Annotated in this window: 16 protein-coding genes and 1 pseudogene; 12 read left to right on the top strand and 5 right to left on the bottom strand. The window is 65.9% G+C overall.

All coding sequences use genetic code 11. The features are described from left to right. Window positions 1-226: 226 nt before the first annotated feature. From ACVOMC_RS04700 to ACVOMC_RS04730, 7 genes are all read left to right on the top strand, one after another. A complete protein-coding gene (locus ACVOMC_RS04700) occupies window positions 227-883 on the top strand; it encodes a hypothetical protein (RefSeq protein WP_481523000.1) in 657 nt (218 codons plus the stop codon). A gap of 93 nt (window positions 884-976) precedes the next feature. Next, complete coding sequence (locus tag ACVOMC_RS04705) at window positions 977-1,354, top strand: hypothetical protein (protein ID WP_481523001.1); 378 nt, start codon at window positions 977-979, stop codon at window positions 1,352-1,354. Between the two features lie 152 nt (window positions 1,355-1,506). Beyond that, on the top strand, window positions 1,507-1,929 hold the full coding sequence (locus ACVOMC_RS04710) for a hypothetical protein (RefSeq protein WP_481523002.1): 423 nt from the start codon (window positions 1,507-1,509) through the stop codon (window positions 1,927-1,929). 71 nt (window positions 1,930-2,000) lie between these two features. After that, window positions 2,001-2,327 carry a hypothetical protein gene (locus ACVOMC_RS04715; protein WP_481523003.1) on the top strand — a complete coding sequence of 109 codons (327 nt, stop codon included), beginning with the start codon at window positions 2,001-2,003 and terminating at the stop codon, window positions 2,325-2,327. 76 nt (window positions 2,328-2,403) lie between these two features. Beyond that, window positions 2,404-2,643 (top strand): hypothetical protein, encoded by a 240-nt coding sequence (locus ACVOMC_RS04720; RefSeq protein WP_481523004.1) that lies wholly within the window; start codon window positions 2,404-2,406, stop codon window positions 2,641-2,643. 88 nt (window positions 2,644-2,731) lie between these two features. Then, window positions 2,732-2,953, top strand: coding sequence for a hypothetical protein (locus tag ACVOMC_RS04725; RefSeq protein ID WP_481523005.1), 222 nt, complete (start codon window positions 2,732-2,734; stop codon window positions 2,951-2,953). 163 nt (window positions 2,954-3,116) lie between these two features. Next, on the top strand, window positions 3,117-3,497 hold the full coding sequence (locus ACVOMC_RS04730; protein ID WP_481523006.1) for a hypothetical protein: 381 nt from the start codon (window positions 3,117-3,119) through the stop codon (window positions 3,495-3,497). 533 nt (window positions 3,498-4,030) lie between these two features. Here ACVOMC_RS04730 and ACVOMC_RS04735 read toward each other — a convergent pair. The 4 genes from ACVOMC_RS04735 to ACVOMC_RS04750 form a co-directional block, all read right to left on the bottom strand. Further along, the gene (locus tag ACVOMC_RS04735) at window positions 4,031-4,651 is read right to left on the bottom strand and encodes an HD-GYP domain-containing protein (protein WP_054658413.1); all 621 of its coding nucleotides are present in this window, start codon (window positions 4,649-4,651) and stop codon (window positions 4,031-4,033) included. 106 nt (window positions 4,652-4,757) lie between these two features. Further along, window positions 4,758-8,228 carry a transcription-repair coupling factor gene (mfd, locus tag ACVOMC_RS04740; protein ID WP_481523007.1) on the bottom strand — a complete coding sequence of 1,157 codons (3,471 nt, stop codon included), beginning with the start codon at window positions 8,226-8,228 and terminating at the stop codon, window positions 4,758-4,760. 328 nt (window positions 8,229-8,556) lie between these two features. Next, window positions 8,557-9,102 (bottom strand): GNAT family N-acetyltransferase, encoded by a 546-nt coding sequence (locus ACVOMC_RS04745; protein WP_054660495.1) that lies wholly within the window; start codon window positions 9,100-9,102, stop codon window positions 8,557-8,559. A 98-nt stretch (window positions 9,103-9,200) separates the two neighbouring features. After that, window positions 9,201-10,058, bottom strand: coding sequence for a 23S rRNA (adenine(2030)-N(6))-methyltransferase RlmJ (locus tag ACVOMC_RS04750; RefSeq protein ID WP_481523008.1), 858 nt, complete (start codon window positions 10,056-10,058; stop codon window positions 9,201-9,203). Between the two features lie 45 nt (window positions 10,059-10,103). On the opposite strand from ACVOMC_RS04750, the gene creB reads away from it, so the two are divergent. Together creB and creC are read left to right on the top strand one after the other, a co-directional pair. Then, window positions 10,104-10,802 carry a two-component system response regulator CreB gene (gene creB / locus ACVOMC_RS04755; RefSeq protein ID WP_481523009.1) on the top strand — a complete coding sequence of 233 codons (699 nt, stop codon included), beginning with the start codon at window positions 10,104-10,106 and terminating at the stop codon, window positions 10,800-10,802. A 795-nt stretch (window positions 10,803-11,597) separates the two neighbouring features. Then, complete coding sequence (creC, locus tag ACVOMC_RS04760) at window positions 11,598-13,034, top strand: two-component system sensor histidine kinase CreC (RefSeq protein ID WP_481523010.1); 1,437 nt, start codon at window positions 11,598-11,600, stop codon at window positions 13,032-13,034. A gap of 33 nt (window positions 13,035-13,067) precedes the next feature. Here creC and ACVOMC_RS04765 read toward each other — a convergent pair whose 3' ends face one another. Beyond that, the gene (locus ACVOMC_RS04765; protein WP_481523011.1) at window positions 13,068-16,097 is read right to left on the bottom strand and encodes a bifunctional diguanylate cyclase/phosphodiesterase; all 3,030 of its coding nucleotides are present in this window, start codon (window positions 16,095-16,097) and stop codon (window positions 13,068-13,070) included. 240 nt (window positions 16,098-16,337) lie between these two features. Here ACVOMC_RS04765 and creD point away from each other — a divergent pair. From creD to ACVOMC_RS04780, 3 genes and pseudogenes are all read left to right on the top strand, one after another. Further along, a pseudogene (gene creD, locus ACVOMC_RS04770) lies at window positions 16,338-17,651 on the top strand (cell envelope integrity protein CreD); the annotation flags it as partial. Window positions 17,652-17,772: 121 nt separating this feature from the next. Continuing rightward, complete coding sequence (locus ACVOMC_RS04775; protein WP_481523012.1) at window positions 17,773-18,207, top strand: hypothetical protein; 435 nt, start codon at window positions 17,773-17,775, stop codon at window positions 18,205-18,207. Between the two features lie 200 nt (window positions 18,208-18,407). Continuing rightward, window positions 18,408-20,006 carry a M20/M25/M40 family metallo-hydrolase gene (locus ACVOMC_RS04780; RefSeq protein ID WP_481523013.1) on the top strand — a complete coding sequence of 533 codons (1,599 nt, stop codon included), beginning with the start codon at window positions 18,408-18,410 and terminating at the stop codon, window positions 20,004-20,006. Window positions 20,007-20,036 lie beyond the last annotated feature (30 nt).

Consider the following 20,036-nt stretch of genomic DNA (forward strand, 5'->3'; position numbering starts at 1 on the left):
GCTACAGTTGGCTGGTCGAGAGCATCGCGGCCGAGGCCCACGCTTATCAGTTCGAGGGAAACCTCGACCAACTGTCCGGGCGCTGGACGCGAGATCCGACGTGCGGCCCCTGCTGAATTACGGTGGTGCTGACACCGAGGCGTTATCGGGCGCGCACGTCGGGCTCTCGACATCTAGGCTAGGGGAAACTCAAGACATAAGGCGTTGGGCGTCAGGAGCATAGGCCGTGGATGTTCGTCACTTTCTAGAGCAGCGACTGTCATTTGTCAGCCAGCTGTACACCAACAGCGCCAAGCCATTCGCGGAAAGAAAGCGAATGATTGAGGCCGAGGAAGAGCCCTACGTTCCCCCATACAGCGAAGATTCCGAACCCGCATTCCTCAGTGAATGGCTGGAGGCCGAGGAATCACTTCAGGTTCTCGGTCACGCATCCGTGTGCATGCTTTCCGCCTCGTTTCATCTCTACCTAAAAACTATGGAACGCGAGCTTCGTGTCCCAGCCGGCGAGAAGTACAAGTCCGATTTCAAGCGTGGTTGGTTTAATGGATACAAATCCTACTTCCTCAACGAGTTCAACATTGTGTTTGAAGATAGCCAATGCAATCTCGGGCTGCTGGAAGAACTTGTTCTCGCACGCAATCGCGTGCAGCACCCGGAATGGATAACAAGCCACAGCACTTACTACTCGGAAGAGAACCTCAGGAAGTTGCCGAGCCCGTTCTTCATTGACGATCGAGACGCCGAACTGCTCAACGTGCAAGAAAGCGAACGAGGTTGGCTAATGCAGCCCGCGATCCATGTCACTCCAGAGAAGTTTCTCGCCGCGGTTTCAGAAGTCGCTCGCTTCGCAGATTGGCTGGAGTCCTTCCCTCTGCGGCGCTGACGCCCAACCCTTCAATCAACCGGACGTCCAACGGGCTGCGCCCGTCGGCCGCCGGTTATCTCAAACGTTAGGGCCCACAGGAGAGCCAATCGTATGCGTCGTTATTTGATCCTCGCAGCGGTGGTTTTCGCTCCCGTTACGGCTGCTCAGAGCTCCGGGGACTACGCGCGCATGAGCCGCGCGTCTTGGTCTGCTTTTGAGTGTTCCGCGTACGCCGACGTGCTGGAAAGGTCGGCGGAACACGAACGCCTGTTCGGCTATGGGTACGAACGAGGAAAAGCATTCATTGAGGCGGCTCGCGCTGGTCGCGTGAAAGAAGCAGATCTTCAATCAATCTCGCCTAGTGGCTTCCTCATGCTGGCCAAAGGCCCAACCGCTGATTTCGCGCTAGGCCGCGTATTTGAAGGCGCCCTCGAGAACGCCCTCAAGGATGTGTACACATCGGAGAGCGTCCTCGAAAAGGATTTGTAGAAATCCATAGCCTCCCGCAAGTACGCTACGGCGAACTGCGAGATTTTGGGGCGTGGGCCCTAACAATTCGTCCAAGCTGACGCCGATCTGCGGCGTGGCTTAATCTAGGTGTTGGCTGTCCGAGCAAGTTCATCCGCGACTTGGGAGTAAATATGAATGCACCACCGAAGTGGTTGAAGCCTGTGGCTGTGCTTGCCTTGCTTTGGAATCTTCTCGGCCTGGCTGCCTTCGGCATGGACCTGAGCCTGTCCGCTGCCGATATCGCGAAGCTGCCAGCGGCGCAGCAAGAACTCTATGCCTCTCGCCCGGTCTGGGCCGTAGCAACAACGGCACTGGCTGTAATCGCCGGGGCTCTAGGCTCGGTTGGGCTGCTGCTTCGTAAGCACTGGGCCTTTCCTGTATTTGTTGCCTCGCTGCTTGGGATCCTGCTGCAGGATCTCAACTTGTTCGTCCTTACGGACGGCGTGCGGCTGGGCGGCCCGGCGGTGGTGGCAATGCAGGGCGTAGTGCTTGCGGTTGGAATCGCCTTGGTCCTGCTGAGCCAGAAAGGCGTCAAAGCCAGCTGGCTGGCATAGTCGCGGTCAGCTAATAATTTATCCAAGCCGACGCCTTTTCGCGGCGTGGCTTAACGCAGGTGTCAGGCCTCATGTTCAAGAGAATCGCGCTCATTGCCTTGGTGTTGCTGCTGGCCCTGGCCCAAGGCTACTTCATCTATGCCGTACAACACGGCGCTGCTGATGCATTCACGGGAGCCTGGAGCAGCTTCAACGTCACTCAATCAGGCTATTCGCAGTTCGTATTTCGCACTATCAAATGGTGGTGGATCTTGCCTGGACTCTGTCTGCTTGTTGTCGGCCTTGCCACATGGAGGCCTACCGCTCGTCATGTCGGCTTTGCATTGGCTTTCAGCTTCATCGGTACTGTTGCTTTGTACTGGTCTGCATACGCCCCCTCGCTGTTCATCCGCGTATGAGGCCTACCCGTTCATTCAAGCCGATGCCGCTGCGTAATGCGGCTTAACTCCGGCGCCAGCCGGATTTGGAGGATTCGTGCAAAAGGATGACTACTGGTTTCCCGCAAAAAAATACGGCTGGGGTTGGGGGTTTCCCGTCAAATGGCAAGGTTGGCTGGTCCTTTGTGCCGCCGTTGCACTTCTCGTTACAGCTTTTTTCTTGTTTCCTCCGGCCAGCAATATCGTTGGCTTCATGTGCATGACATGGGCGGTCCTTCTCGTGCTTGTTTTCATCTGCTGGCTTAAGGGCGAGAAGCCACAATGGCGCTGGGGCTAGTACAGGCCAGCTGACAGTTCATTCCATTAATTCAAGGCGATGCCCTGAACGGTGCGGCTTGACTCAGGCGTCAGGTGCGGGGAGAGACATGAAAATTTTGACTTCAGCAATGCTTGTTGGCGGCGTGGCTGGTGGACTGGGGGTCTTGCTGCTGGGCCTGCTCATGCCGCGCAAGTCATGCCCCAAATGCGATGCGGTGCTGCCGCGCTTTCGCAAACCCGCGAATGGTCGTGAGGCAATGCTTGGAGGTTGGTCCTGCGCGTCTTGCAATGCAAAGATTGACCGCAATGGCAAGTTGATTCAGGACTAGCGAAACGTCCGGCGTGCCGGAGAATGTGTTCAAGCCGAAACTTCATCGCCACGCCAACACCATGGCAGAACGAGCTGGCCATGTTGCCGGCCACGCGCCGCCCTCCGGTGTGACTTGGGTGTTAGGGTTGACGGGCAGCAATCCCACAACCTGGAGGTGCCCGATGAAAGCTGTAGCCGCATTCCTGTTTCTGACCAGTGTTTCGCTGGGGGCATCGGCGGGCATACCAGAGCGCGTTCAGTTCACTGGCACTCTGCAGTTTGATGATTCTGCGCCGGTTACCCTTGATTTGCAGTTGCCGTCCAGACAGGCCGCCAGGCTTCGCCTTTCCGATGGTTTCACACTTGAGCTTGCGATGCGGGGCAACGCTGTCAGCGTTGATAATGCACTGATCAGACTCATCGCCCCCTCAGGCGAGATCATGCATACCGCGGCGATTCCGGACTCCGGCCTTGCCAGTACTTCATTTGCTTACAAGGTTTGCGCGGGAGAGGTTACATATCTCAGTCCGGCACCGGCAGTCGTGCCAGCATGCGGGAAGTGAGTCCTGGCAGGTCATTCGAGCCGACGCCACTTCGCGGGTCGGCTTGACTCCGCCGCTGTCCTGCAGAGCCTGCGGCTCAGGCCCTCGCAAACGCTTTGTCCCGCAGTTCATCCCGTTAACGGGCATCGAGAATGGCCGGAAATTTGCGTGTGAATGCCATCTGCGCGACCTTGCCCGGCGCTTCTCGCATGCGTGGAACGTTGCGGCCGACGACCGTGGCCAGACGCCGGCCATCTTCACGAACGGGGCCACGATATGGCGCCTCAGTTTGACCGATAGCCAAGTGTGCGTGCGGCTCACCCCCCGACGCGTAGGCTTGGGCCAATTCCCGTGCCCTCGGCGCGCCCTCGATACTGCCTTCCTTGGCTGCCGCCCCCGGATGCGTGGCCGGTGTGCCTATGGCCTGCACCGACCGGGATCGCGGGGGGATGTGGTGGCTGGCGCACACGGTGTGCGGAAAACAGAAGGCCCGGCAGTGCCGGGCCTTCTGTATGTCACTGCGGCGCCGGCCATCGCGGCGCGGTGACAGGTTGTCAGACTTCTTCCAGTGCGCCGGCTTGGATGATCCGGGTGAATTCGTGGAACACGTCCGGGTCGATCAGCCGGCCCTGTTCCTCGGTGAGGATGCCCATGGCGCGCGAATGCGGCATGGGGCCGCGATAGGGGCGGGCCGAGGTCATCGCATCGTAGCCGTCGGCGATGGTGAGGATGCGCGCTTCCAGCGGGATATCGCCGCCTTTCAGACCGTCCGGGTAGCCACTGCCATCGAAGGCCTCGTGGTGGTGGCGGATCAGGCGGGCTACGTGGTCCGCATCCTCGCGCCCGGTGGCGCGGAACAGGCGCGCGCCGCGTTCAGGATGGGTGCGCATCGCCCGGCATTTTTCCTCGTCCAGACGGCCCGGATGCAGCAGCACGTCATCGCGGATGCCGATCTTGCCGACATCGTGGAAACGCGCGGCCAGCACCAGGTGGCCCAGACGGTCCTCGGACAGGTCACAGCGCTTGCCCAGCGCCAAGGCCAGCTGCGAAACCCGGTCACAATGGATATCGGTGTAGCTGTCGCGCTGATCCAGCGCGGCGGCCAGCACCTCGATGGCGCAGGAGTTGTCTTCCGGAGGGATGGAAAGTCCCACGGGTGAGGAAATAGATGGCATCAGTACGGAGCCGGGGGGGACGGCCGCGTGCGTAAGAGTGGGGGCGCCTATTGTCGGTACGCCCGCCTTTTCACGCAATCTTCATCGGTTGTCTTAATCAGGGCTTTCACGGCCGCAGGGTGGTCAGCAGTGCGCGTGCGGCGTTGAAACGGTCGGCACTTTCCGGCAGCGGATGCCTGATGCGCAATCTGTCCGGGCCCTCCATCTGGTACAGCTTGGGCTGCTTCTGGATCAGCTGGATCACCGCCATCGGATCGATCTCGGGCTTGGCTTCGAACACGATACGGCCACCGTTCTGGCCCAGTTCCAGCTTGCGGATGCCCAGCGCGTTGGCCTGCAGCTTGAGTTCGGCAATGGCGAACAGGTGTTTGACCGGATCCGGCAGCAGGCCGAAGCGGTCGATCATCTCCACCTGCAGCTCGCGCAGCGCCGCACTGTCGCGGGCGCTGGAAATGCGCTTGTACAGGGTCAGGCGGGTATGCACGTCGGGCAGGTAGTCTTCCGGGATCAGCGCCGGCACATGCAGCTCCACCTCGGCGCCGCGGACTTCTTCGCCGGCATCCAGGTCGGGCAGCTTGCCGGCCTTGATCGACCGTACCGCGCGCTCCAGCAGCTCGGTATAGAGGCTGAAACCGACCTCGGCCATCTGCCCGCTCTGGTCCTCGCCGAGCAGCTCGCCGGCGCCGCGGATTTCAAGATCGTGCGTGGCCAGGGTGAAACCGGCGCCCAGTTCATCCATCGAGGCGATCGCTTCCAGCCGCTTGTGCGCATCGGCGCTGATCGCCCGCTTGTCCGGCGGCACTACCAGGTAGGCGTAGGCGCGATGGTGCGAGCGGCCGACACGGCCGCGCAACTGGTGCAGCTGGGCCAGGCCGAACTTGTCGGCACGGTTGATGATGATGGTGTTGGCATTGGGAATATCGATGCCCGATTCGATGATGGTGCTGGCCAGCAGCACGTTGAAGCGCTGCTTCTGGAAATCCAGCATCACCTTTTCCAGCTCGCGCTCGGGCATCTGGCCGTGGGCGACGCCGATGCGCGCCTCCGGCACCAGCTCGGACAGCTCGCGCTGCATCCGGCCCATGCTTTCCACATCGTTGTGCAGGAAGTACAGCTGGCCGCCGCGCGCGAGCTCGCGCTGGAACGCCTCGCGCAGCTGCGCGTTGTCCCAAGCGGTGATGAAGGTCTTGACCGCCAGCCGGTTCGGCGGCGGGGTGGCGATGATCGACAGGTCGCGCAGCCCGGCCATGGCCATGTTGAGCGTGCGCGGAATCGGCGTGGCGGTGAGCGTGAGCAGGTGCACGTTGGCGCGCATGGCCTTCAGCGCTTCCTTCTGGCGCACGCCAAAGCGCTGCTCTTCATCGACGATGACCAGCCCCAGATCCTTGAACTTCACATCCGGCTGCAGCAACCGGTGGGTGCCGATGATCACATCGATGGTGCCCTCGGCGACCTTGTCCAGCTCGGCCTTGATCTCCTTGGTGCTCTTGAAGCGCGAGAGCACTTCCACACGCAGCGGGTAATCGGCGAAGCGGTCGCGGAAGTTGCGGTAGTGCTGTTCGGCCAGCAGCGTGGTCGGCACCAGCACTGCCACCTGCTTGCCGCCACTGGCCGCGGCGAAGGCCGCGCGCACGGCGACTTCGGTCTTGCCGAAGCCGACGTCGCCGCAGACCACGCGGTCCATCGGCTGGGCCGATTGCAGGTCGCGCAGGGTCGCATCGATCGCGGCCTGCTGATCGGCGGTTTCCTCGAACGGGAAGCCGGCGGCGAACGGTTCGTACATCGCGCGGTCGATATCCAGCGCCAGCCCGGCGCGCGCCTGGCGGCGGGCCTGGATTTCCAGCAGCTCGGCAGCGACGTCGCGCACCTTCTCGGCGGCCTTGCGCTTGGCCTTGGCCCACTGCTCGCCCCCGAGCGAATGCAGCGGCGCGGTTTCCGGCGAGGCGCCGGAGTAGCGGCTGATCAGGTGCAGCTGCGCGACCGGCACGTACAGGCGGTCGCCCTTGGCGTACTCGATGTCGAGGAATTCGCCGGGCATGCCGCCGACATCCATCGCGATCAGGCCGCGGTAGCGGCCCACGCCGTGGTCCTCGTGGACGATGGGAGCGCCTTCGCTGAGCTCGCCCAGGTCGCGGATGATCGCCTCGGGCTCGCGCCCGGCGCGGCGGGTGCGGCGCGGCTGGCCGGCGCGTTCGGGGAACAGCTGGCGTTCGGTCAGTACCGCCAGCGGCGGCTCGCCGAGTGCGAAGCCGTCATCCAGCGGGGCGACGGTGATCGCAAAGCGCGGTGCGGCAGCATCAGCAAGGAACCCCGGCAGACCGGGAACCACCGGCGGGCGCAGATCGGCGGCCTGCAGCACTTCCAGCAGCGCCTCGCGGCGGCCCGGCGAATCGGCGGCGATCAGCACCCGGCCCGGGTAGTTGTCCAGGAACGACTTCAGCGCCTGTCCAGCCGGTGCATCCTTGGCGGCGACCGGCAGTGGCGGCAGCGGCTGGTCACCCAGTGCCTGCGCCTCGGCGATGTGCGGGTGGTCGGCCGGCCACACTTCCACGCGCGGCAGCTTGTTGAACTGCTCGCGCAGGCTGTCCGGACTCTGGTAGATCTCTTCCGGCGGCAGCAGCGGCCGCTCGATATCGTGGCGGCGCTGTTCGTAGCGGCTGAGGGTCTGGGTCCAGAACGCATCGGCGGCCTCGGCCACACCGGTGCCCAGCACCGTCATGAAGCCTTCGGGCAGGTAGTCGAACAGCGTGGCGGTCTTGTCGAAGAACAGTGGCAGCAGGTATTCGACGCCCGAGGGCAGGACCCCGGCCTTGAGATCCTGGTACAGCGGGCTGCGCCGGGTATCAACGTCAAAGCGCTCGCGCAGCGTGGTCAGCACCTTGGCCAGGCTGGCCTCGTCCACCGGCACTTCGCGGCCGGGCAGCAGCTTCACTGCTGGCACCTTGTCCAGCGAGCGCTGCGTTTCGGGATCGAATGCGCGGATCGAATCGATGTCCTCGTCCAGCAGCTCGATGCGCAGCGGCGCCTCGGTGCCCATCGGGTAGACATCGAGCAGGCCACCGCGCACGGCAAAATCGCCCGGGTCCATCACCTGCGCCACGTTGCGGTAGCCGGCGCTTTCCAGCCGGCGTTTCTCCGCATCCATGTCCAGCCGCTGGCCGACCTTCAGGTCGAAGCTGCCGCCGACGATGTAGTTCAGCGGCGCCAGGCGCTGCAGCAGGGTCTGCACCGGCACCACGACGATGCCGCGGGCGAGGGTGGGCAGGCGGTGCAGCGCGGCCAGCCGCTGGGAAATGATGTCCGGGTGCGGACTGAACTGGTCGTAGGGCAGCGTTTCCCAGTCCGGGAACGGCACCACCGGCAGCGTCGAGGCATCGCCCAGCAGGGTCTGCAGGTCGGTCACGGCCAGATGCGCGCTCTGGTTGTCGCGCGTCACCAGCAGCAGGGGCCTGCCGTGGGCGTCGGCGGCACGGGCGATGTGCCAGGCCAGCGCACTGACGGAAGCCGGGGCGCGCCACCAGGCGCGGAGCTGGCCGCTACGCGGCAGCGGCGGAGAGGGGAATTTGATGGACGACATTGACCGCGAATTTTACCAGATGCGATCTGCCCGGCCGCTGCAAGGGGGAAACGGACTATCCCCTCCGCAAAACAGCCGCACCGCGGTTCTGCAGGGCAACGCTGCGGAAGGGGAGCGGAGACGGAGGAGGGTTGGGAAAAACGGCAGGACCGCCGTTTTCGCGGCGAGGCTGCCGAACGGTGAGGCACGTGGATATGCGTCATGAAAAAACGGCAGGATCGCCGTTTTTCACGGCAAAGCCGCCCAACGGTGACGCGCAGGGATGTGCGTCATGAAAAAAGGCGCCCCTTGTGGGAGCGCCTGTTGTCTGCAAGGAGGCGGAAGCGCCTCAGTTGGCCAGTTCCAGCACCATCCGCACCAGTCCCGGGGCGCCGGTGGGATGCGGCACCTGCTTGAAGCCCAGCGAGGCTGCCAGCTGCTGCATCGGCTCGTTGTCCTGGGCGATATCGCCGTACATGCGGTCCAGATACTTGCCGCGCGCCCACTTCACCAGCTTGCGCATCAGCTGGCGGCCCAGGCCCTGGCCGGCGAGGAAGCGGCTGACCAGGATCGCGTACTCGGCATCCCGGGTGCCGGGAATGATCGAGGCCCGCGCCACCGCGCCGACCACCGCTTCGCCGGGCGGCAGCGGTTCGGCGGCGACCAGCGAAATCTCGGTCTTGGGATTGGGGTGGGTCAGGCGCTGGGCGGTTTCGTCGGAAAGGGATTCGACCGACTGCAGGAACCGGTCACGCACTTCCTCCGGTCCAAACAGCTCAAATGCCCCCTGCAGTGGCGGGCCGTCTTCCGGCCGGATGGGGCGGATCAGCAGTTCCCGGCCACTGGGGGCTTTGAAGTTTTCATGCCACGGGGGCATGCGGTTGCGGGTCGCCATGACTACGTTTCCTCGAAAGTCCGCTGATTCTGGCACCGGTCGTGCGAAATTCTGTGAACATTGTTGAACGCGGGGTCATGGCCGGGAACGGCCGTTGCCTACTCGGCCGTTTTGAGCCACTCCAGGCGGGTCGAGGCCCCGGTTTCGCCCAGATGCTTCTTCAGCACCGGCATCGCCGGCGCCAGCACCCGGTCGAACTGCCACGGTGGATTGAGCAGCAGCATACCGCTGCCGTTCAGACGCAGCGGCGAGTCGTCCGGACGCACCAGGAATTCGGCCAGCAGCGCCGATTTGATCGGCAACGCGGCGGCTTTGCGGAAGAAATGCAGGATGCTGCGGCGCTGCTTGATCGGGAACCAGACCGCGCAGGTGGCCTGCGGCCAGCGGGCCAGGGTTTCGCTCAACGCCGCCAGGATGCGCGGGTATTCGGCGTCCTGGGCCTCGTAAGGTGGATCGATCAGCACCAGCCCGCGGCCGATCTTCACACCATTGACCTTGGGCGGCAGCAGCGAGCGGATCTGCGCGTAGCCATCGCCGGGGTGCACGCCGACGCGGCTGTCGCGGGCGAACAGCGCCTTGAGCGCGGCGGCTTCCTCTTCCTGCAGCTCGCAGGCGGCCAGACGGTCCTGCGGACGCAGGGCCTGGGCGGTGAGAAGCGGTGAGCCGGGGTAGGTGATCAGAGCGCCGACGGGGTTGTCGGCCTGCACCGCTTTCAGATAGCGCTCGACCACGTCGGGCAGCGTGGGCTGGGCCATCAGCTTCATCACGCCATCGTCGATCTCGGCGGTCTTGCGGCTTTCCTCGCTGGACAGCAGATAGCGGCCGCGCCCGGCATGGGTGTCCAGCACGAAGAACGGGCTGTCCTTGCGCTTGAATGAATCGATCAGCGCAAGCAGCGTGATGTGTTTGAGCACGTCGGCATGGTTGCCGGCATGGAAGGCGTGGCGGTAATTCATCGGCGAAGTGTACGGCGCGGGGGAGGTGGCGGCTATGCTGGGCACATGTCCGACCAGCCTGCCCGGGTCCTTGTCGTCGAAGACGAGGCCGCCATCGCCGATACATTGTTATATGCCCTGCGCAGCGAGGGCTATCTGGCCAGTCACTGCACGCTGGGGCGGGAGGCGCTGGCGCAGCTGCGGGCCGGTGGCGCCGAGGTGGTGGTGCTGGATGTGGGGCTGCCGGATATCGGCGGCTTCGAGGTGTGCCGCCAGCTGCGCACCTTCAGCCAGGTGCCGGTGATCTTCCTGACCGCGCGCAATGACGAGTTCGACCGGGTGCTGGGGCTGGAGCTGGGCGCCGATGACTACGTGACCAAGCCGTTCTCGCCGCGCGAGCTGGTGGCGCGGGTACGGGCCCGGCTGCGCCGGGCGGGGCCGGCGGTGGCGGCGACCGAGACGTCGGGCTGGAAGCAGCATGGCCGGTTTGCCATCGATGGCGAGGGCCGGCGCATCCGCTATGGCGAAGGCCTGTTGGACCTGACCCGCTATGAATATGCGTTGCTGGCCGCGCTGCTGCAGCGCCCGGGCGCGATCCTGAGCCGGGCGCAGCTGATGGAGCGCGGCTGGGACCATGCCAGTGACAGTGCCGATCGCACCGTCGATACCCACGTCAAAACCCTGCGCGCCAAGTTGCGGGCGGCGGGGGTGCCTGGAGAACCGATCCGTACCCATCGGGGGGTGGGGTATGCGCTGGCGGTTTGAGGGTGCTGGACATCTGACGCATGCGACAGCGCTTTTTTTCAAGCGACTGTCCTGTCTGCTGGAGCTCGTGCGGAGAGAGGGTAGCGGCGAGACCACGCGACGCCTGATCAAAAACGGTCCGGTTCTGCCCTGTCTGTGCTTGACGGCAACTGCAAAGGCTTTCGCTCCTGCTTCGCATGAGCGAGTTACTTCTCTTTGCTCGTGCAAAGAGAAGCTAACCAAGAGAAACACGGCCGGCACGCGAGCCGATGCGGCGACGCCGCATCGATTCCCTGTGCTCCTCACGGATCGGGGCGGCGCGGAACTCGCTGCGCTCAGACATCCGCGCCTTCTTTCCCCGATCCGCTGCGGTGCTCGGCTCGCTCTACGGCTGGGGAAGTCAAAGACTGGAAGCCACAGCCACAGCCACAGCCACAGCCACAGCCACAGCCACAGCAGCAACGGCAACGGCAACGGCAGCAGCAACGGCCAGAAAGTGATGCCGAACGATTGCGGCCAAAAGTGGCGGAGTAGCGGCAGTTGCTTTTGCTTTTCAGAATTCCCTTCCGCAGCGACGGAGCCAGCGGGGAAAACCCGAAGGGCGACGTGCATGGATGCACGTCGTTTTTCTACGCGACAGGGATGTCGCGTAGAAAAATCCTGCTGGCGGAGTGGACCCGGTGCGCGTAGCGCGCGGGGCGCGGAGGCAGGGCGTGCTTTCTTTGGGTCACCTTTCTTTGCACGGGCAAAGAAAGGTGGCTCGCTCCTGCGGAGCAGGAGTGAAAGCTCCTGCATCACAAAACGAGGCTGCGATAAATGCGCCTCGGCCTGAAACTCTTCCTCGGTTTTTTCCTGATCGTCGGTATCGCCGCGTTCTTCGTGATGCGGGTGTTCGTCAACGAGGTCAAGCCGGGTGTGCGCCAGGCGATGGAGGCCACGCTGGTGGATGCGGCCAATGTGCTGGCGGTCATGGCCGCGCCGGATCTGAAGGCCGGGCGCATCGGCGACGGCACCTTCGCCACCCAGCTGGCCACCGCGCAGCGCCGTGATCCGCGCGCGATGGTGTGGCGCTTTCCCAAGCGCAGCATCGATTACCGGGTGACGGTGACCGATGCCAGCGGCATCGTGGTCTACGACTCGCGCGGCCAGGACGTGGGGCGCGACAACTCGCGCTGGAACGATGTCTACCGGACTTTGCGCGGACAGTACGGTGCGCGCTCCAGTGCCGAGACCCGCGGCGAGGGCAGCACCACGGTGATGCATGTGGCCGCGCCGGTGTACGACCCGGCCGACGCGCGCACGCTGATCGGCGTGCTGACGCTGTCCCAGCCCAACGACACCATCGATCCGTTCATCGCCGCCAGCCAGCGCGCCATCGTCGCGCGCGGGGCTTGGCTGATCGGGTTGTCGGCCTTGATCGGCCTGCTGATGACCTGGTGGCTGGCGCGCGGCATCGGCGGCCTGAACCGCTATGCGCAGGCGGTCAGCGCCGGGGAACCGGTGCCCCCGCCCAAGCCGCGCCGCGACGAGATCGGCGACCTCGGCCGCGCGCTGGAAACCATGCGCCGCAAGCTCGAAGGCAAGGCCTATGTCGAGCAGTACGTGCAGTCGCTGACCCATGAGATGAAGAGCCCGCTGGCGGCGATCCGCGGCGCCGCCGAGCTGCTGCAGGAGCCGCTGCCCGAGGCCGAGCGGCAGCGCTTTGCCGGCAACATCGTGCAGCAGGAGCGGCGCCTGACCGAGACCATCGACCAGCTGCTGCGGCTGGCCGAAGTGGAACAGCACGGCTGGCTGCAGCGCCGCGGCGCGGTCGATCTGGCCGGGGTGTGCCGCAGTCTGGCCGAGGATGCCGCACCGCGCCTGCAGGCGCAGGCGCTGGTGGTGGACTGCCAGCTGCCGGCGCAGGCGCTGGTGCAGGGCGATGCCTTCCTGCTGCGGCAGGCGTTGTCCAACCTGCTGGACAACGCCATCGCGTTTTCGCCGGCCGGTGGGCGCATCGTGTTGCAGGTACAGCGACACGAGGCGGGCTGGACGGTGGAGGTGGCCGATATGGGGCCGGGCGTTCCGGACTACGCGCGGGAGCGGGTGTTCGAGCGGTTCTACTCGCTGGCGCGGCCGGGCAGCGGGCAGCGCAGCTCGGGGCTGGGATTGCCGTTCGTGGCCGAGGTGGCGCGGCTGCATGGTGGCCGCGCGCAGCTGCACAACCGTCCCGGCGGCGGAGCACTGGCCAGTCTGTGGTTGCCGCTGGCCTGAGGGGGCAATCCTTGCCGGCCAGGCGGCTGTCCGCTAATCGGCCACGGCCACGGTCAGGGCCGGATGGTCGGCCCGCGGCCGGTCCAGGTGGTAGCCCTGGACCATGTCCACGCCCATCTGCCGCAGCATCTCCAAGGTGGCGGCGTCCTCGACGAACTCGGCCACGGCCAGCTTGCCCATGCCGTGGGCCACTTCGATGATCGCGCGTACGAACACCTGGTTGTCCGGCTCCTGCGGCAGGTCGCGGATGAACATGCCGTCGATCTTGAGCACGTCGGCCTGCAGGTTCTTGAGGTAGGCGAAGGAGGCGAAGCCGGTGCCGAAATCGTCCAGGCAGATCGGGCAGCCGGTCTGCCGCAGCGCGGCGATGAAGCGCGCGGCATCGCCCATGTCCGAGATCGCCGCGGTCTCGGTCAGCTCCACCAGCAGCCGCTGCGGAGCCACCCGGTGCCGCAGCAGCTGGTTGCCGATCCAGGCGGGCAGCTCGGGATCATCAAAGGAGCGCCCGGAGATGTTGATGGCGATCGCCGGCAGTTGCGGGTGGCCGGCCAGCAGCTGGATGCACTGGCGGATCACCCAGCGGTCGATCTCCAGGATCTTGCCGCTTTTCTCGGCCGGGACGATGAAGTCCGCGGGCATGATCAGCTGTCCGCTGCCGGCTTCGTCGCGCATGCGGATCAGCGCTTCCAGATGCGCCAGACGGCCGTCACCGGCGTGGTAGACGCCCTGGAAGTGCAGCAGCAGCAGGTCCTGCTCCAGGGCTTGGGCGATGCGGTCGTTCCACACCAGCCGGCTGGCCATCTCGCGCGAGCTGTCACGGTCGGGCCGGTACACGTTCCAGCGGTTCTTGCCCAGGTGCTTGGCCTGGTACATCGCCGCGTCGGCGTGGGCGACCAGGTCCTCGGTGTTGTCGGCATGGGTGGGGTAGTGGGCGATGCCCAGGCTGGTGCTCAGGCGCACGGTCTGTTCGAGCAGGCGCAGCGGGGTCTGCGCGATGCGCTGCACGATCCGCTCGGCCAGGTGCTGGGCATCGTCCTGGCTGGCGTGCGGCATCAGTACGGCGAACTCGTCGCCGCCGAGGCGGAACAGGGTCTCGCCGGCGCGCACCAGGGTGCGCATCTCCAGCGCCAGCCGGTTGAGCACCGCATCGCCGGCGCGGTGGCCGAAGGTGTCGTTGATGTACTTGAACTCGTCCAGGTCGAAGAACAGCAGCGCGGCCTGGCTGGGTACGCGCTGGGCATCGTGGAAGAAGCTGGCCAGGTCGTTCTCGAAGCGGCGCCGGTTGTACAGCCCGGTGAGCGGATCGTGGTGGGCCAGCCGCACCAGCTGCTGGGCGGTGCGGCGCTGGTGGCTCACATCCTCCTGCACCCACAGCCGGCCCAGGTAATGGCCCTGCGCGTCGGGAACCAGGTAGGCGTTGTGCATGATGGTGCGGCCGTCGCGCAGGCGGATCTCCAGCTGCCGTGGCGGTTCCGCGGTGGCCGCCGCCTCCAGTTGCGCCAGGATCGTCGCCGGATCGGCCATCAGCTGCTTGGCCGTCTGCAATACCTGGCGGGTCGAGCGGCCGACCACGCTGGCGCCCTCGGGGAACTGCCACATGGCGGCGAACGTGGCGTTGCAGTAGGTCACCCGGTTCTCGCCGCTGACGAACAGGATGCCCAGGTCCATCGCCCCCAGCAGCGCCAGCAGGCGCGCGCGCTCCTCCTCCAGCCGGGTCATGAACTGGCGGCGCTCGTCGATTTCGCCCTGCAGGGCCTTGGCATGGGCCAACTGCAGGGCGCGCTGATGGCCCAGCTCCTCGGCCATGTCGTCGAAGGCGCCGGCCAGCCGGCCCAGCTCGTCATCGCCCTGCAGGCCGATGGGCTGCGGCGCGCGGCCCTGGCCCAGTTCATCCACCGCCAGCGCCAGGCGCTTCAACGGTGCGGCCACCAGCGAGCCGATCCGCCGGCGCAATAGCCACATCGCCGGTAGCAGGCCGAGCACGCCGATGCCGGCCATCGCCAGCAGGCCCCACATCAGCAGATGGTTCACCCGCGCCTGGGGCAGCAGATAGACCTGGTACCAGTCCGGGCCCTGGATCTGCGACCACGCCACCCAGTAGGCGCCGTCGGGCGAACGCCCGGCGCCGTTGTCCACGGCCGCTTCCCGGATCATGCGGTGGACCTGGGCCAGCAGCGGATCATCGAGGCTGTCGAGTTCGAGCTGGCCGTCGGCGGCGGCAATGCGGCGGCGCAGTTGCGGATGGGCGATCAGTGCGCCGTCGGCGCTCATCACCAGTTGCACGCCGTCGCTTTCATCGCCGCTGTCGACCTGCTCGATCAGGCTCTGCACCGAGACATCGTGGCCCAGCGTGCCGACCCAGTGCTGGTGCCAGTCCAGCGGCTTGATCACCGACACCATCCAGGTAGCGGCCTGCCGGTCCAGGTAGACCGGCGTCCAGAACACCTGGCGCTGCGGATTGCGCCGTGGATCGGCGCCGAGCATGGTCGGATAGCCGGTGTTGGTGGCCGTGGCGTCGGCGCCGCTGCCCCAGTCGATGCCGGGCGAGTACACCATCAGCCCGTCCTCGATGAAATCCATGTAGACCGAGAAGAACGGCGGTGCCAGCGCCGGTCCCTGCTCGCGCAGCAGGTCGTAGGCGACGACCGCGCGCAGGCGTGCCGAAGCGTCCAGCCCCTGCGGCGGCTGGTGCAGGTAGAGCGTGGGTGCGGAGGCCGGCGCGACCAGTTCCGGGCGCAACCGCCACAGGCCGTCGGCACTGCGTGCGAACAGGGTGTCGAACCGCGCCAGGGTGGTGGCCGGATCGGCGCTGTCCAGCCGTCGCAGCAGCTCCTGCTGCAGCCGCACCACGCTGTGCTCGGCCTGCAGGAACAGGCCCTCGCTGGCACGCGCGCGCAGTTCCACCGTGCGCTGCGCCACCATCGGCACCACGCGATCGGTGGCCATGCGCATGGCCAGGTAACCCAGCGCGGAAAGCAGCAGCAGCAGCGCCAGGAACAGGCCCCAGATGCTCAGCGACAGCCGGTGGATCAGCGACGTACGCGACCGGGTTTGCAACAGCACGGGTGTTCCTTGGGCGGGAGGCGCTGGACGGTCCGGGTGCGCATTTTGCTTGTATTCATACTATGTCGCAGCGCGCATCCGCAACCGCAGGCGGTCAGGGGCCAGCGCGTGTGCACGGGAAACGGAACGCATCCCGCCACCAGGGGACGGCGGGCCGACTTCACATTCACTTCAAATTCGCCACAAACCCTGCTCACCCAGCCGGTCCACGCTGTCCCCGTTTCCACACGAGGACCGGACATGACTTCCCTGAAACTGCTGTTGCGCGCCGCCATCGTCGGCGGGCTGGTGTTGCTGTTGTTGATCCCGCTGCTGCTGATCCGCGGCACCATCAAGGAGCGCGAGCGCTATCGCGACCAGGCCATCGAACGGGTGGCGCAGAGCCGTGCCGGCGCGCAGTCGCTGATCGGCCCGGTGCGGGTGCTGCCGTGGACCCAGGAGCGCGAGGTGGAGGTGGTCGGCCCGACCGGGCTGAAGACCCGCGAGCTGCAGACCGAGAAAGGCTTTGACCTGCAGATGCCGGCACGGCTGCGCGTGCAGGGGGAAATGCGCCCGGACGAACGCCGCGTGGGCCTGTTCCGGGTGCCGGTCTACAGCTGGCACGCCCGCGTGCAGGCCGAGTTCACCGACAGGGACTACGCGCCGGTGGCCGGGCGCAGTTACGGACAGCCGTACCTGGCGCTGGGCATTGCCGACGTGCGCGGGCTGGTGGGCACACCCAACCTGCGCGTGGATGGCCGCAGCATCGCCCTACAGGCCGGCGCCGGTGCGCTGGAGGCCGCGTCCAAAGGCCTGCATGCGCCGCTGCGGGTGCAGGGCGACGCCGCCTCGGGCGTGCTGTCGGACGGGCGCAAGGTCGAGCTGGAGTTCGTGCTCGACGGCACCCGTTCGCTGTCGGTGGTGCCGGTGGGCGATGACACCCGCGTGGATATCGCCTCGTCATGGCCGCATCCGCAGTTCTCCGGCAGCTTCTCGCCGCATGAGCGCAGTGTCGATGACCGCGGATTCAAGGCCAGCTGGGCGGTCTCCTCGCTGGCCTCGGTCGCGCAGGAACAGCTGCGCCGCAACCTGGTTGCCGATGCGGAGGTGGAGTCGCTGACCGTGGCCCTGGTCGATCCGGTGGACGTCTATACCCAGGCCGACCGCGCCACCAAGTACGGCATCCTGTTCGTGCTGCTGACCTTCGTCGGCTTCGCCCTGTTCGAGCTGATCAAGCAGTTGCGGATCCACCCGCTGCAGTACCTGCTGGTCGGCCTGGCGCTGGCGATCTTCTTCCTGCTGCTGATCAGCCTGTCCGAGCAGATCGCGTTCTGGCAGGCCTACCTGGTCTCGGCGGCGGCCTGTATCGGCCTGCAGGGCTTCTACCTCAGTGGCGTGCTGCGCAGCTGGAAGTACGGGCTGATGTTCTCGACTCTGTTGACCCTGCTGTATGGCGCGCTGTTCATGCTGCTGGGCTCGGAGAACAACGCGCTGCTGCTGGGCTCGCTGCTGCTGTTCGGCGTCCTGGCGCTGATCATGTGGATCACCCGCAAGATCGACTGGTACGAGCTGGGCAAGCGTGCGGCCACTTCACCGACATTGGACGAGCTGAGCAAGCGTGCGGCCACTCCGCCGACCTTGCCGTAATCGACGCGGGGTGGCGCAGGCCACCCCGTTTTTCCGGAGGGATCAGGCTATGAACCGGGTATCGATCCACCGCCGCGCGCAGCAACTGCTGCCTGCCGGCATTGAAACCTGCGGGTTGGTGAATTTCGGCATGGTGCCGGGGCAGCTGGAACGGGTGCTGCTGGGCAGTGCGTTCCGCGGGCAGGCGCGGGGTATGGTCGTATTGCGTCTGGCGGCGGCAACGGCGTTGGCCATTCAACGTGCAGGGCTGGCGTTCTTCGCACAGTCCAAGGTGGCCCGCGCCGGTTTGGCCCGGCAGCTGCCCGCCCGCTACGGGCGCTGGCGGCAGGTGAAGTTGGGCGCGGCGGAGCGGGTGACGGGAGCGCGCGTCGCCGATCAGGCGGCGGTGCAGCGCACCGGGTATTTCGCCATCGCGCAGGACAAACGCGGCTGGCTGGCTGTGCTGCCGGGGGAACGGCTGGTGGTGTATGGCTGGTGGGCGTGAGCGGCCCGCGGCGCGGACCGCCTTCGCCGCGTGCCCGCGCTCGCGTTGGGGCTTGGGCGAGGCCGGCGCGGGCACAGGTGGTTGTGACAAACGCGGAGGTCTGTCGGCCGACCATGACCATTGGCCGGCTCGCCGGCCACGCCGCACTGGCTAGACTCGCCGCTTTGTTGCGATTTGGGCCAAGGGCCGGGGGAAAGATAGTGATCAAGCGTGGTTTGCTGGCGTTGTGCATGGGCTTGGCGGTGGGCGCTCCGGCGCAGGCCACCGAAAAGGTGGATCTGGATGTGGTCACCCGCATCCGCGCCGAGGCGTTCCACAACTCGCAGGTGATGGACCACCTGACCTATCTGACCGAGAACATCGGCCCGCGCCTGACCAATTCGCCGCAGATGGCCGCGGCCAATGCCTGGAGCCGCGGCAAGTTCAACGAATGGGGGCTGAGCAACGTCCATGACGACGCGTTCCCGGCGTTCGGCCGTGGCTGGGAGTTCACCCACGCCAGCGTGGAGATGATCGGCGACCGCGTGCTGCCGCTGCATGCGCTGCCCAAGGCGTGGACGCCGGGCACCGACGGTGCCGTGGAAGGCGAGCTGGTCCGCGTGGACATCAAGAAGCTGGCCGACCTGGACAAGTACAAGGGCAAGCTGCGCGGCAAGGTGCTGCTGCTGGGCGATGCGCGTGCCTACAAGCGCGGCACCGAGGCCGACAGCCACCGCCATGACGCCACCTCGCTGGAAGGCCTGCAGCAGTTCACCATTCCGGCCACCGCCGCGGCCGACCGCGCCAAGCGTTTGAAGGAATACAACGAGCGCCAGGAGCTGGTCCGCAAGACCAACGAGTTCTTCGTCGCCGAAGGCGCGCTGGCGGCGATCTCGCTGTCGAGCTGGGACAACGGCATCATCCGCGTGGCCGGGGGCGGTTCGCGCAAGGCCGGCGAGTCGGCCGGCGTGCCGGAACTGACCATGATCACCGAGCACTTCAACCCGCTGGTGCGTTCGCTGGAAGCCGGCGAGACGGTCAAGCTGCGCATCCGTGTCGATGCCCGCTTTACCGACGAAGGCGACAAGCCCGGCTACAACACGCTGGCCGAGATCCGCGGCAGCGGCAAGGCCGACGAGGTGGTGATGATCGGCGCGCACATGGACTCCTGGCACACCGGCACCGGCGCGGCCGACAACGGTGCCGGCGTGGCCGTGGCGATGGAAGCCATGCGCATCCTCAAAACGCTCAACCTCAAGCCCAAGCGCACCATCCGCGTGGCGCTGTGGAGCGGCGAGGAGCAGGGCCTGATCGGCTCGCAGGATTATGTCTCGCGCAACTACGCCCGTTTCCCGGAGCCGACCGACCCGGCCCAGTTGGCGCTGCCGGCCAGCCTGCGTGAGCCGACCGGTCCGCTGCAGAAGTTGCGTGACTACGACAAGCTCTCGGTCTACTTCAACATGGACAACGGCTCGGGCCGCTTCCGTGGCATCTACGCGCAGGAAAACATGGCCGCGATGCCGATCTTCGAAGCATGGCTGAAGCCGTTCAATGACGTCGGCGCCACCACCGTGGTCGCCCGCAACACCGGCTCCACCGACCACATCGCCTTCGATCGCGTCGGCCTGCCGGGCTTCCAGTTCATCCAGGACCGTCTGGACTACTTCTCCAACGTCCACCACACCCACCTGGACACCTGGGACCACATCGAAGCCGAAGACCTCAAGCAGGCCGCGGCGGTGATGGCCAGCTTCGCCTACAACGCGGCGATGCGTGAGCAGATGATGCCGCGCAAGCCCGAGCCGAAGCCGGCGCCGTAAGCGGCTGAAGGGTTGAGCAAGACAAAGGGC

This window comes from Stenotrophomonas sp. STEN014 (assembly GCF_056760315.1).

Excerpts from the sequence above, each read along its gene's own strand:
- mfd (WP_481523007.1), bottom strand. The coding sequence starts at position 8,228 with ATGTCGTCCATCAAATTCCCCTCTCCGCCGCTGCCGCGTAGCGGCCAG.
- ACVOMC_RS04730 (WP_481523006.1), top strand. The coding sequence starts at position 3,117 with ATGAAAGCTGTAGCCGCATTCCTGTTTCTGACCAGTGTTTCGCTGGGG.
- ACVOMC_RS04750 (WP_481523008.1), bottom strand. The coding sequence starts at position 10,058 with ATGAATTACCGCCACGCCTTCCATGCCGGCAACCATGCCGACGTGCTC.
- ACVOMC_RS04715 (WP_481523003.1), top strand. The coding sequence starts at position 2,001 with ATGTTCAAGAGAATCGCGCTCATTGCCTTGGTGTTGCTGCTGGCCCTG.
- creB (WP_481523009.1), top strand. The coding sequence starts at position 10,104 with ATGTCCGACCAGCCTGCCCGGGTCCTTGTCGTCGAAGACGAGGCCGCC.
- creC (WP_481523010.1), top strand. The coding sequence starts at position 11,598 with ATGCGCCTCGGCCTGAAACTCTTCCTCGGTTTTTTCCTGATCGTCGGT.
- ACVOMC_RS04745 (WP_054660495.1), bottom strand. The coding sequence starts at position 9,102 with ATGGCGACCCGCAACCGCATGCCCCCGTGGCATGAAAACTTCAAAGCC.
- ACVOMC_RS04725 (WP_481523005.1), top strand. The coding sequence starts at position 2,732 with ATGAAAATTTTGACTTCAGCAATGCTTGTTGGCGGCGTGGCTGGTGGA.
- ACVOMC_RS04775 (WP_481523012.1), top strand. The coding sequence starts at position 17,773 with ATGAACCGGGTATCGATCCACCGCCGCGCGCAGCAACTGCTGCCTGCC.
- ACVOMC_RS04705 (WP_481523001.1), top strand. The coding sequence starts at position 977 with ATGCGTCGTTATTTGATCCTCGCAGCGGTGGTTTTCGCTCCCGTTACG.
- ACVOMC_RS04710 (WP_481523002.1), top strand. The coding sequence starts at position 1,507 with ATGAATGCACCACCGAAGTGGTTGAAGCCTGTGGCTGTGCTTGCCTTG.
- ACVOMC_RS04735 (WP_054658413.1), bottom strand. The coding sequence starts at position 4,651 with ATGCCATCTATTTCCTCACCCGTGGGACTTTCCATCCCTCCGGAAGAC.